The organism is Paenibacillus sp. FSL k6-2145 (assembly GCF_037976585.1).
Taxonomy (GTDB): Bacteria; Bacillota; Bacilli; order Paenibacillales; family Paenibacillaceae; genus Paenibacillus.
In genome coordinates, this window is the sequence record NZ_CP150267.1 from 6,955,523 (window position 1) to 6,967,687 (window position 12,165).

Here is a 12,165-nt window from a genome sequence, read left to right on the forward strand (position 1 = left end):
ATTCAAGTTTCTCCAATCCCAGCTTGGCGTAGTATGTTGTTACTCCCTTCCAATCAGGCTCCTTGTTCGTCTTCAGACTGCTCCCCAGTTTGATTAGTTACTCCAGATATCCACTTTCATCTGTGCACATTTGAAATACTTGGCCTCAGCCTTGCTTGTGGTGAGTTTCAACAGACATTGCAATTCTCCATGTTGGAACAACCCACCACTCAGGTCAGCAGCAACACCTCCATACTGATCATCCGCACCAAGCCACACGGAAGGTCTTTCGAACCCCGCCGAGAACTGTAACCCGGTGCAGAGCAGCACCGTCAGGTTCTTACGATTCTGCGCCTCATCTCCCGCCAAACCTTGGGTGGTGAAGAAAACCATGTTTTGCTTAAAATCCGTGTACGTTCCATCTGCTTTATAGGCTCGGACCATACCATACTTCTGATTAACGTTATGAAAAAAGGTGATGCCGGCCTTGCTATCCTTGGATTTAATGCCAACCTGAACTGATATTCCAATATTCCCGTTGAATTGTAGCGCTTCCAAAGTAATTGCAATTGCTGTTACTTTCGAGCTGTCAATCAGATGTTTCATTTTCAACTCTGCCGTCGCTCCTGCCGTGGTCGGTGTTGTAACTGTTATGGTCCCTCTGTCGGGCAAAGGCTCAAACGTAGGGGTGCCCACAACCTCCACCCAATCCGGTAACGTTCCGTATAGAAAATCGGCCACAAGCTGTTTGTGGACCTTTCCAAAGGGCACAATCTGACCCGCTGCATCACGTATAATCATCTCTACACCCCCACCGAATAGGCTACACCGATATTATGATCGGTATTGTAATACACGTACACTACACCGTCCATAACGGACACCATCAAGGATTGCATGTTGGTCGTTTCCCAATTCAATGCCGGAAAATATATATCTGAAGGTTTGTCCAACAGTTGACGGAAGTCTGCGCTGATCTTGGCAATGGCAGGCCGAGCTACAGTCGTAACCCCACCTGAAGCATAAGCCGATAACATGCCCAGCCACCACATGCTCCCTTTGTACATAAATACACCTGCATTGGGTCTCGAAATGTTTTCTTCCGCTGATAAAGTCGCATCATTACCACCCATTAATGGTCTTGGATCAGCTAACCAGCTACGTCCGTCATGAGAATGCCAGATACATTTACGGCCAAAGTCACCGCCGCCCATTACCGAGAAACCGATCCATTTGCCACCATTTCTAAAACACGAGAAGTAACCGGTATGACCATCACCTGGGAAACCGGGAGGTTTGTCCAAAATCAAACCCACTCTTGTCCAGTTAATCATGTCTACAGAGGTTGCAAGTGCCGTCGATTGATTGATTCCAAGTCCGTTTTGTTGATAATACATAAAGAACAATTGTTCTTCATCGTTCCAGATCACAAATGGCGTTTCCGTCGAATTCCCCACCACAGTATCGAGATATACCTGTCCGTGTTTGGTCCATGGTCCTGTCGGGCTGTTGGAATACGCAAGTCCAATTCCACCGATACGATTATGGTTGGTAGAATACGTAGCATAATAATCTGCTTTCGCATCAGGGATAAGCCCCTTCACTTTGATTGCCCGAAACCAGTAGATCGATTGCAAACCCGCCATCGCAGCGGTATATATAGGATTGTCCATTTTTTTATCAAATTGAGGCGTGTACATGTGTCTGGATTCTGCATCACAATAGTCATAAGGTGCAATGGCCCTATTCGCCTTCATCGCTGCTTCGAGTGCTGCCTGAGCAATATTCTCAGTCATAGACATGGGAACTCAACTCCTTCGTGAACGGGGTATTACCCGTTACCGGTCGCGAATATAAAACATCCGAAGCGTCCTTTAATAGGATTGAATAATCAACAACATTACCCTCATTCGCAGCTGACTCCTGAGAAATACGAATGATAGGGCGAATTCTAGCACTATATGAATACGCTTTCATTTTAGTGATTCCTTTAATTCCTTTACCGTTGCAATCAGCCATTGTCCCTTTCATTGGTACGCCCGGATAATGTTGATCCTTCATATTAATCCCTCCTATTGTATTCTCCCGATAAGTATATTCATGAAGTTACCTTTCTGTTAAAGCATTATGCCCATCTTGCAGCCTATTATTCTAAGTCTGGTTTTTCATAACAAGACTAAACAGGCTAACCAATAAGAATTGGCTAACCTGTTGAAGGAAAAATTTGTACTATTTACTCCGCAAAAAGTGAAGATATGGGATTCGCAACTTTTTTATCGGATTTCTCCTTGCCTTGGTTATCCAATACATAGTACTGGTAAAAGTCGTTAGTGAATCCGATAGTTTGTTGTATTTTCATCATAAATGGTTCAAATCTTGCCTCACTTAGATGATCTTCATTCCAGAAATAGTGAAGCATCAACCGATTCTGATTATAAGGATGTTTGGTAATGTACGCGCCGGCAGCCAGCGGTTGCTTCATAGTCTGCTTCCAGTCAAAACCAATCTGATTCGCCCGGTCCATGATGCTGGATTTCAAAGCCTGCACCACTCCGTTTGACTTCGCATTGCCAATCACAATCAGGTTGCTGGTAGCCATGTCCTTTTTCAATTTTTGCTTCAGTTCACGGCGATCCCTAACCACGTCATACTTCACACCACTCATATCCAAAAACGAGGTCAGCTGACTCACGATTGCTTCCTGCTGCTTGTCTGCTATCTTGCTTACCCGATCACTGAGCACAATGGTTAAACGCTCACCCTGAAGAACTTTATCCATCATGCGGTTCATAACTTCAAAAGGTAAATCCGGAATCAGTTTCATGACTGTCTGATACTGTAATTGAAAAACGTCATGCAAATAGGCGGTTCGCTCTTCCAACGACAGCTGGTATTCAGGCTTCAACACAAAATTAGGTTTATATAGTGCTGTCTCCATTTCCATACGCTGTTCTTTTCCGAGCACATCTTCAATGGTATGAAGAAGTCCATCAATCGTTGCATTCTGGTACACGTATCGATTGAAATATTCTTTCATAAATTGATCAAACTTCTCTTCACCGACGGAGCGGTAAAACTGGTATATCGCTTGTCGTCCTTTTTGATAGAAGACCAGACTAGCCAAGTCCTCTACCTCATCATTCGTTGACGCAATCGCCACCTCTACGGATGAATCATCAAACTGTAAGGATCTAAAGCCATTAAGCTTGTCTCCGTGTTTCTCGGCAAAATAGACCATCGAAAAATCTGCAAATCCTTCATCCAGGAAAGACTCTTTCTCTGAATTATTCCCAATTAATGCATGAAACCACTGATGCGCAATCTCATGCACAAATGTCGTATCTTTCTCTGGAACAGCACCGCTTTGAATCTGTCCCATCTGAATGAGCCTCGCATACTCCACGGCTACACCTTGTACATACGTCTCAACAATCCGAAACTCTGGATAAGGATACTTGCCATATTTCTCACTATAGAAATCGATGACCTTGAATGCCTGATTAATGTACCGGTCAACGATCTTTTTCTTGGATGGATCATCGTTGTAATAATAGTATTCCACCGTCAGACCGTTACGGGTAACCCTCTCCACCTGAAGGTTTGGACTAGCAAAGAATGCAAACTCCCTTGTATTCTCAGCCACAGCAGAAACAACTTTACGACCATGTTCTGTACTGTCTTGAGTGGTGATTATACCCGGCATGGCTACCTGATACTCATCAGGAACATTTAATTGAACTTCAAAGTCCGATGAGGTGTAATAATCGCTCTCAAATGTTCGACTATACGGTGCCTTGTTCCATTGATGCTTAACCTCGTCGTATACAGACATCACCGGGAACCAGTGTGCACCATTGATCATGTCCTTATAGTAGGAAACTCGCTGTGTGCCATAGGGTATATTCAACTGAAACTCCAGTTGGAATGATACCGATTCACCTGGTTGAACGGGCTCTTTCAACTGTACGGTCAACGCTTGGTTTTCCTTATGGAAATCCAGCGATTGGCTATCTGCTGTTACAGCCTGAATATCGATGCCACCCAGAAAGTCCTCCGCTGTCTTCTCTTGATGATCTTTACTAATCTTTTCATTATGCTGTTGGTACATGCTCGCCTGTGTAGACTTCGACAGGTTCGCATCAGCATACGTATGGAGGACTACTTGCTTCAGAGTATCCTTGCTTGTGTTACGGTACGTAATCTTTTCGTTACCCCGGAGAGTCATGTCCTTCTCATTCAGCCGAGCCTGGATCTGGTATTGAATTGGGGCATGCTCCAGGGAGTCTTTCTGTGTGTTATGCATCTTCGTAGAAACAAGTGATGGGACTGCTTCCGCGGCAATAACCCCCATGTTGGCAAGTGGGCTTGTTGCTAGTATTAAGGCGAGTGTACCCGCGATCCCTACTCTGGCTAACTTTGATGTAAATAGACTTGAATAATTCATAAGTTCTCTCCTCTAAAAAGTGTCTGTTGATCTCAGAACCAAGTATAGAAGACGAACCTTACGCTGAATTTATGTTTTATTTAAGTTTTGTTTAAAAAAAGAGGAAAGAACCTGTACCATTAAGTATATTTATTATCAACAAAAACCACCTACATATGTTATTGGAGGTAGCAATATTATTATAAAAAAAACAACCCCTCTTGAGATATAATTCTCAAAAGGAGTTGCCTTTCATTTTACATATAGGACGAGTGGGGATCGAACCCACGACCCTTACCCTGTCAAGATAATGCTCTCCCGCTGAGCTATCGCCCTGTAATAATTAAGATGTTAACGGTCATACCACTATCTTTAGCTGAGCTAACAGATCATGATACATAATTATTTCCCAATCAAGTAACAGTATCATATCAAGTAACCGTGTTCATTGTCAATGATTTATTTGGTTATAATTCACCCGAAATGGTGCACAATAAAGGAAAGATTACCATTTCTACAACGAGGTGAATTCCCTATGAGAAATTTAACAAAACGGTCAAAATCCAATAAACATACATTTACCAAAAGCTTCTTTCTCTTTGCTGGGCTTATGATTCTCAGTACAACCGTTACTGGTTGCGGCTTGGAGCGGGATGAACATACGGTTCAATTCCAACAGTTAAAACAACCCAATGAAAATGTTGAATCTCTGCCCGTCTGGCTGGACGTATACTCCAAGTCTGTAATTCAAGATGTATATTCTCCACGAGGAAGCAGTGAAGTATTACCGTGAAGATTAACAGGTGAATTACTCATCTTCATCCCACTTGCGTGAGTATGCTTTCTTCGTAACGTAATACAACAGAGTAATCATTCCCGTCGACATTAACAATGTAATGATCATGATGCCTGTCATGCCCATCACTACCCCCTCCTCTCCCAATATGTTCCAGACTTCACTATACAGGAAAAACATTTTTTTGTATAATTCAGTCTGATATGTCGCGCAAGAGCAGAAAGAAGGAATGGAATTGGCAGCTGAGATTAGTTATGTAACGACGCAAGAACAACTGGAACAAGCCCTGGGTATTCGCAATCACGTTTTTGTGATCGAGCAGCAGGTGCCTGCCGAGATTGAGATTGATCACTACGATGTCATCAGTCCGGATGTGCATCACGTTTTGTTAAGTACGGAAGGGCAAGCTGTAGCTACAGGACGTCTGATCTATTACAGCAAGGATACGGCCAAAATGCAGCGGATCGCGGTGCTTGAGTCTCATCGTTCATTCGGTTATGGACGCGTGCTTCTGCTTGCGATGGAGGAACTGGCACGTGAACTCGGTTTATCCTATTCCCTACTGGATGCTCAATGTCAGGCGCAGAAATTCTATGAGAAACTGGGCTATGAAGTAATTTCGGAAGAACCTTTTTATGATGCAGATATTCTGCATGTTCGTATGAAAAAGAGTCTGTAAATCTTCGGCATTGGCAAGTCTGATCAGCATATGATGCATACTTCCCAAGAATTCGGATAGGCTAATCAGGTAAACAGATTCCTATCTCGTCATATAAGGAGAGTGTGACATCATGGATCAATCGACACGCGAGAGTTTCACAGCCGTACAGAAAAATGGCGACGGTGACCTGACAGCCTTTCAGACTTCAGCAGGACGTGTACTGGATTACCAACAAGCACTTGCAGAAGTAAAGGCTGGCGCTATTGCCGGCGTGAATGTATTTAAAGGCAAAGATGGCGAAATGTATATTCGCGGCGATGCCGACGGTGACCCAACCAACAACCTGGACCAACTTCCCCACTTCTAAAATAGATGCACAGATCGTACGTGTTACACAGAAGCGCCAATCCGGTTATCCGGGTTGGCGTTTTCTTATTAGAATTAGTAGTCCGTAAAATATTTTACGGAGTCCCCGGAAGGCTGGCTTTTGCGAATCGGCTGTTGCACCTGTTCCCATGCCTGCAAAATCTGTATCCCTTCGAGAGTAGACCGATTCTCCCACGCGATGTGTCCGGTGCGTTCAAGCTCCAGCAATGACTCATGAATGTAAGCTCTGCTCCGTCCCGTCTTATTCTCTAGTTCATCCATACGCGGCAACCTGCGCCGTTGTCCTGCATAGTTCACCATAATACGCAAAATCTTGCGTTCAAAGTCGTTCAGCATACTTTACCTCCCCATTCAGATCCGTAACAGGACGCCATGCCAGAATACCTTGCTCCAGAAATGTTCGGGGTGAGCCTTCTTTTCCCGCCGATGCTCTAATCATCCCTCCACGTACACTGTTAATTCGAATCTGTCGCTGCGTAATCTGCCCTGCACGATCCATGTAGACAAGCTCCACCATCTGGCCAATATATTTCCCTAGCATTATCATCCCTCCGATAAGAACGTTTGTTTGTATTTCATATTATATGCGAACATAAGTTCTTTATTCAATAGTAAAAAAAGGATTTTGTAAAATAAAAAAACCAGACTTTCACCTTAACGATCAAGGGAGTCTGGTTCCTCTAATAATGCTGCTCATATAACTACGTGACTTGTAATGACCCAGTTCAGTAACGGATCAGTGTCGATCCGATTCCGAAAATTGCACTTTTTTTAATTGCTGTGTAGATGGATTAAAATCAACATTCACATAGACCGCGAACTGCTTGCCATCTTTGGCACGAACCCATAGCTTGAACTGTTCCCGTGACTGATCCGCTGTTAGAGAGGTACGACCGATGTGCTTATAGTCCAAAATATCCACATTATATTTGGTCTGTGTTTCTTTGACCGCAATAATTCCCCACTTCGCATAATCAGGGATGGCGCCACCTGTTCCTGATGTAATTCCGGCTAAACTCAGGACTACCGACATGACGGTAACAATGAGCATTCTCATTTCACTCACTCCTTGGGACAATATATTTCTGTTATATTGCCCGTCCGGGTTTCATTTTACACGAATAAACGAAAGATCCAGGCCAGTGGCCGTAGGGAAAAAGGAACCACATGAACAAGACGGTCCAACGAATCAGGCGGCTCTGTCCGGAAACTCATTCCCCAGTCACCCGAGAAAAATGGTTGTTGTGTCTGTAGTTCCTGAGGACGTTCCAACCCGTATTTCTTCTCAAGTAACTGCCTCGTTGCTTCATCCACCTGAACCTCGTTCGTACCGGCGTATGCTGTGACAGACTCGCTGCTTATGTACATCAGCATCATCAGAAACATCGAAATCCACACTATTTTTACCCAACGTTTGTTCATCTTTAACTCCTTTATGTACCTTAATTCTCTTGTAACTGGAAGCCCCATTTAAAGGTTAGATTATACATAAAATTCACGGAATTGGAAATAACAAAAGGGAGAAGATATGCAGCATGCGATGCAATACTTAAGTCCCATTTGGTTGATTTTATGTTTAAAAAAGGGAATAACCGTGTAATAGGCCATGACAGCCTGACTTAATGGCTAACATTTCTACATGTTCTGCAATACCACTTTGAGGAGGTTACACCCGAATGTTCAAACGCTTGGATGAAATTCTGATTGAGATTCCCAATGTCGAGAAGCCCGATCCGAATGCAGCGGCAGCCATACAGGAATTGCTCGGCGGCAAATTCGGAGAAATGTCAACGTTGAACAACTACCTCTATCAATCGTTTAATTTTCGCTCCAAAGAAAAGTTAAAGCCCTTCTATGATCTGGTCATGAGTATTACGGCCGAAGAATTGGGACATGTTGAGCTGGTGTCTCACGGGATTAACAAATGTCTTAGAGGATCAACCGAGTACAAAGAACCCGACGATACGCCGCTAGGTTCCGTGAAAGATGCTCGTCTGTCTTATCACTATCTGGCAGGTGCACAAGGCGCAATGCCTTTTGACTCTATGGGTAATCCATGGACGGGAGCAAACGTCTTCAACAGCGGCAATCTGGTCGAAGATCTGTTGCACAACTTTTTCCTCGAATGTGGAGCGCGTACGCATAAAATGAAGGTATATGAGATGACAGATCACCCCGCAGCCCGCGAAGTGGTTGGTTTCCTGCTGGTACGTGGCGGCGTGCATGTTGTCGCATATGCAAAAGCACTTGAGATTGCAACTGGCGTAAATGTGACCAAGCTGGTTCCTATTCCCTCACTGAACAACAAAGCCTTCAACGAGGCTCGCAAATATGAAGAAAAAGGGGTACACACCAAGCTGTATACCTATAGTGATAAAGATTTCAACGCCATTGGTCAGATCTGGAAAGGAACTCACCCCGAAGATGGACAACCTCTGGAAGTAATCCAGGGTATACCAGAAGGTTTCCCGATCCCGGAAGCTCCTGCGGTCGAGGAAGAATTCGCACCAGGCATTTCGCAAGAAGACTTCAAAGAGATTGCTCGCCGTCTGAAGATGGCGGGGAATATTGCGGATTAAGGAACAATTTGTTTAACAGGTTCTTTCCCTATATATATTGTTAACTCTATGTTTAAGTGAAGCCCTTGAACCCTGCTGCTGAATGCAGAGAGGATTCGAGGGCTTTGTTATAATCAATTTATGATACAATTTTATGATGCAAAATGAGCATGTTGTATGCACGTCATTTTCTGAGAAATTAGCTGTAAAAGTAAACCGGATCTCTGTTCACATCGTTAAACTTCGTTAAACTCCAACACCGATTCCTCCCGCTGACTCATGACTTCAATGAGCATGTTGGCACCCAGACGAAAACCTTGTGCAAACGCTGCTTCCGTATGCATGCCCTCACATCTGCCACACAAGTCAAATAACTGTTCAAGCTCATGGAATTCTTCCTCGCTCAATCGATTCTTCCACTGCTCTGTCAGAGCTGCAATCTGCCGTCCTAACGCTTGGTATTCAGGATGTGTCGGCATCATCATCTCATCCGGTCGAAGTCGTCCATTATATAATGCTTCTAATATCGAATTCATGTGCATCCTCCTGTATATCTTCTCGCACCTCACTTGAATGAACGTTCTGCACATGGTAGGATATTTATGCAGTCGCTCATTCAAGTGATTGCGGTATAGGAAGCAGCGTGTTCTTCGCGGGACTAGCGCTGCTTCCTTTTTATTTTTGGAGCTCGTCGTAAATCATCTCAATCCCTTTGCGAACGATGTCTGATCGATTCGTATTCAGCTTCTCAGCCGAAATATCGAGCTTGTTCATAATTTCCTCGTCAACACGTATCTCAATCGTTCTGCTTTTGGGTTTGTCAGATTTAGGCCGCCCCATCTTTTTGGCGGACATTTGCTTCACCTCTTTTTTTGTCCTGACAACAATATATTATTGCCCGGACAAAAAGTCAATGTATTTGTAAAACATACGTTCGTTTTTGTCACAACAGATTCATAGATAAATCTATAGTCAGTAATCCGTTTGAATGATAAAAAAACAAACAACCTTGAAAGGCTAGGCGCTTAAGGTTGTTAGAGTACTATTATTGATTAACAATTAAGATTCAGGAGATACGCAAACAAGTAGGAAAAAGAATTTGTTGTTTTAGCATTTTTATCACTACATATTCAATATTTTTAATTTCGAAAAATGTTTTCACTTTTCCACTGGCTTTCCATATCTCACTAAAACATGCCAGAGTAATTTTAATTCTTGTAGAACTTCTTTGTAGGTTCCTCGATCGATCCAATGACTTGGATTTTGTTTCAATTCCATAGCTGCAGAGCCAATGATATTTGCATCAATAAAATCACTTTTGGCAATTCTTTTGGCCAGTGAAGGCATCGAAGGACCACGAAAATCATTAGGAACCTCATCAACCAATAGTGTAAAACCCATGTGCCAATGGAGATCAATGGAATACTTTAGACAAATCTGCTCCAAGATTCGTCCGGTATGGGTGCCTTTAAATGATGGATCCGCAACAAGCATCTTGACATCTTTTTCAAGAGAAATGTCACCATGAACCTGAGTTTCGATATAATGGTCCAGATTTCGGTTTGGCTCTTGGTTGGATGGATTTTGGAAGGGTTTCTCAAGATTGACGAGCATATGGCCGATGAACTTTTGAACCGTTAGATTTCTTTCGCCAATGGCAAAACCACTATAGAATACATCCCTCATGAGAGCAGCCAAAATAAGGTCAAATTCCTCATACGTTCCCTTTTCCTCGGGGTCTTGGTGAGAATCCAAATAGGTATACGTGCAACGCTGGGAGACCTCAGTGGATAAAAGGAAGTAACATGATCCAAAACGAGGAGCAGGTCCATCGGGATGTAACATGACATGGAGTGCCCCATACTTGGGCCGTTCGCTATTGGTTGAGCCGTTGATTTGGTACGCTCCGCCAAACATTTTATTTTCCCAAACGTCACGTTCACCGCCTGAAAATGCGGATACACTTCCATTAGATAAGAAAGTCTCAAACTGACTTTTATAAATCCCCTGCTCAAGTAGTGCTTCAGCCACGCTTTTCATGGACAGATCTAATCGATCTGGGTGAAAGTGTAACGCGATCCTTGCATGAGATTTTAGTTTGGCGATAGCATCTTCAAATGTCTTCAGCTCGATATTGGACATATGAAGGATTTCCCTAATGGTTTGGTCCGCCTCATTTTTGCGGCTTCTTGCATATTTGGTTACATGCTCTTGAGCTAATTGCTGAGACCTTGATAACTCCATGGGCGGAAGAGTCCTTTCTCTTTTTATAAAATCATAATGGCGTTTTCCTTGTTTATCATATAGATTGTAGCCTAGTATCTCCACTTACCTCTCGTTGGTCTCCTTCATCTTTTCCAAAAGCTCCACGATAACCTCATCCAACTCCTCAAGTACCTCACTCGGTGTAGGAGACTCAAGTATCCTTACCAAATCCGACCGTAGCATACTTAGATGAGATACAGGCAATCGATCAATTAATCCGACCAAAATGAAATATTCCCACTGTGGATCTTGGGTTTGCAATACATCTTTAATATGAGGAATTAAGTCTTCGCCCAGTCTCAATAGTAGATCCTCTACCGGCTTAGAGATAGGCCAATTCCCGTCTTGTAACCACTCCATAAGCTCTGGGATGATAACTTTTAATTCGACATCACTGAACTCACTTAACTTACGCACCGCTTCATAATCAAACTTATCGCGGGGAAGGCACTCCCTAATATCCATTTAAACTTCCTTCCTCAATCTCAATGTGCAAAATCATACCCCACCTGTGTTACTCGACTGGCGCTACATCGTCTACTTTGATATCAATCTCATCTTGATTCTCCGTCGTTGACATCGCATCTCTCATGCGAATCGTCCACGTTCCTGCATCATGATCAAATTGTACATCTTCAATCACTGGAACACGGATGTTCTCTGTATCAAGTGAAAGAAGTCCACTACGAATCGCATCCGCATCCGTCATATGCCCACCATCCGGTGCCACTGGACAAGATACCGCTATCTTTTCTGCTCTGGCCTGCCCGGGATAGGGTTGATTTTCCGGGCCTCCATCTGTCCAGACTTCAACATAGGAGCCGATCTGCGGATCAGGTGCATTGGAGAACCATTTTGCCGGATAATATCGATCGGCTCCTCCATTGGAACTGTTATCCCGGTAGGCAGGATCAACAACAAGAATGGAATCGTCTTTACGATCAACCACATAACCAGTGAATCCATCTTCACTTGGTGCATCGGCTTGAGTCTGCACGGAGTTGCACTCGATCTGTTCTGAACATCCGGTAAGGCATACGATTAGGGTTGAGAGCAACATAAAGACTTGACGAAGATAGGACATATGTAAATCCCC

Annotated in this window: 17 protein-coding genes and 1 tRNA gene; 4 read left to right on the forward strand and 14 right to left on the reverse strand. The window is 43.6% G+C overall.

Annotation, left to right across the window (positions count from 1 at the left end; all coding sequences use genetic code 11):
* Positions 1–93: 93 nt before the first annotated feature.
* From NZ043_RS30805 to NZ043_RS30825, 5 genes are all read right to left on the reverse strand, one after another.
* Positions 94–780, reverse strand: coding sequence for a hypothetical protein (locus tag NZ043_RS30805; protein ID WP_339310041.1), 687 nt, complete (start codon positions 778–780; stop codon positions 94–96).
* Positions 781–782: 2 nt separating this feature from the next.
* Positions 783–1,781, reverse strand: coding sequence for a hypothetical protein (locus NZ043_RS30810; protein ID WP_339310043.1), 999 nt, complete (start codon positions 1,779–1,781; stop codon positions 783–785).
* The gene (locus NZ043_RS30815) at positions 1,768–2,040 is read right to left on the reverse strand and encodes a hypothetical protein (RefSeq protein ID WP_339310045.1); all 273 of its coding nucleotides are present in this window, start codon (positions 2,038–2,040) and stop codon (positions 1,768–1,770) included. Before NZ043_RS30815 ends, NZ043_RS30810 begins: the two co-directional genes overlap by 14 nt.
* A gap of 172 nt (positions 2,041–2,212) precedes the next feature.
* Positions 2,213–4,423, reverse strand: coding sequence for a M1 family metallopeptidase (locus tag NZ043_RS30820; RefSeq protein ID WP_339310047.1), 2,211 nt, complete (start codon positions 4,421–4,423; stop codon positions 2,213–2,215).
* A gap of 243 nt (positions 4,424–4,666) precedes the next feature.
* Positions 4,667–4,738 (reverse strand) — tRNA-Val (locus NZ043_RS30825).
* A 199-nt stretch (positions 4,739–4,937) separates the two neighbouring features.
* On the opposite strand from NZ043_RS30825, the gene NZ043_RS30830 reads away from it, so the two are divergent.
* The 3 genes from NZ043_RS30830 to NZ043_RS30840 all read left to right on the forward strand — a co-directional run bounded on the left by NZ043_RS30830 (position 4,938) and on the right by NZ043_RS30840 (position 6,226).
* Positions 4,938–5,195, forward strand: coding sequence for a hypothetical protein (locus tag NZ043_RS30830; protein ID WP_339310048.1), 258 nt, complete (start codon positions 4,938–4,940; stop codon positions 5,193–5,195).
* A gap of 238 nt (positions 5,196–5,433) precedes the next feature.
* Positions 5,434–5,877 carry a GNAT family N-acetyltransferase gene (locus NZ043_RS30835; protein ID WP_339312920.1) on the forward strand — a complete coding sequence of 148 codons (444 nt, stop codon included), beginning with the start codon at positions 5,434–5,436 and terminating at the stop codon, positions 5,875–5,877.
* 112 nt (positions 5,878–5,989) lie between these two features.
* Entirely contained in the window at positions 5,990–6,226 is a 237-nt protein-coding gene (locus NZ043_RS30840; protein ID WP_253439183.1) for a DUF3892 domain-containing protein, read from the forward strand.
* Between the two features lie 74 nt (positions 6,227–6,300).
* Here the strand turns inward: NZ043_RS30840 and NZ043_RS30845 are convergent, their stop codons facing one another.
* The 4 genes from NZ043_RS30845 to NZ043_RS30860 form a co-directional block, all read right to left on the reverse strand.
* Positions 6,301–6,582 carry a hypothetical protein gene (locus NZ043_RS30845; protein WP_047843713.1) on the reverse strand — a complete coding sequence of 94 codons (282 nt, stop codon included), beginning with the start codon at positions 6,580–6,582 and terminating at the stop codon, positions 6,301–6,303.
* Complete coding sequence (locus NZ043_RS30850; protein WP_017687387.1) at positions 6,566–6,787, reverse strand: hypothetical protein; 222 nt, start codon at positions 6,785–6,787, stop codon at positions 6,566–6,568. Before NZ043_RS30850 ends, NZ043_RS30845 begins: the two co-directional genes overlap by 17 nt.
* Positions 6,788–6,982: 195 nt before the next feature.
* Positions 6,983–7,303 carry a DUF3889 domain-containing protein gene (locus NZ043_RS30855; protein WP_124116058.1) on the reverse strand — a complete coding sequence of 107 codons (321 nt, stop codon included), beginning with the start codon at positions 7,301–7,303 and terminating at the stop codon, positions 6,983–6,985.
* A 56-nt stretch (positions 7,304–7,359) separates the two neighbouring features.
* Entirely contained in the window at positions 7,360–7,668 is a 309-nt protein-coding gene (locus tag NZ043_RS30860) for a hypothetical protein (protein WP_339310052.1), read from the reverse strand.
* A gap of 254 nt (positions 7,669–7,922) precedes the next feature.
* Between NZ043_RS30860 and NZ043_RS30865 the strand changes: the two genes are divergently transcribed.
* The gene (locus NZ043_RS30865) at positions 7,923–8,825 is read left to right on the forward strand and encodes a manganese catalase family protein (RefSeq protein WP_091014199.1); all 903 of its coding nucleotides are present in this window, start codon (positions 7,923–7,925) and stop codon (positions 8,823–8,825) included.
* Positions 8,826–9,040: 215 nt separating this feature from the next.
* Here the strand turns inward: NZ043_RS30865 and NZ043_RS30870 are convergent, their stop codons facing one another.
* The 5 genes from NZ043_RS30870 to NZ043_RS30890 all read right to left on the reverse strand — a co-directional run bounded on the left by NZ043_RS30870 (position 9,041) and on the right by NZ043_RS30890 (position 12,153).
* Positions 9,041–9,340 carry a DUF6809 family protein gene (locus tag NZ043_RS30870; protein WP_339310053.1) on the reverse strand — a complete coding sequence of 100 codons (300 nt, stop codon included), beginning with the start codon at positions 9,338–9,340 and terminating at the stop codon, positions 9,041–9,043.
* 139 nt (positions 9,341–9,479) lie between these two features.
* Positions 9,480–9,659 carry a ribbon-helix-helix domain-containing protein gene (locus tag NZ043_RS30875; protein WP_339310054.1) on the reverse strand — a complete coding sequence of 60 codons (180 nt, stop codon included), beginning with the start codon at positions 9,657–9,659 and terminating at the stop codon, positions 9,480–9,482.
* Positions 9,660–9,962: 303 nt separating this feature from the next.
* Positions 9,963–11,048: a DUF3626 domain-containing protein gene (locus tag NZ043_RS30880; RefSeq protein ID WP_339312922.1), complete on the reverse strand. Its 1,086-nt coding sequence runs from the start codon at positions 11,046–11,048 to the stop codon at positions 9,963–9,965.
* Between the two features lie 84 nt (positions 11,049–11,132).
* Positions 11,133–11,534, reverse strand: a complete 402-nt coding sequence (locus NZ043_RS30885; RefSeq protein ID WP_339310056.1) for a DUF5071 domain-containing protein — start codon at positions 11,532–11,534, stop codon at positions 11,133–11,135.
* A 49-nt stretch (positions 11,535–11,583) separates the two neighbouring features.
* Positions 11,584–12,153, reverse strand: a complete 570-nt coding sequence (locus NZ043_RS30890) for a DUF3221 domain-containing protein (RefSeq protein ID WP_339310058.1) — start codon at positions 12,151–12,153, stop codon at positions 11,584–11,586.
* Positions 12,154–12,165: the final 12 nt, after the last annotated feature.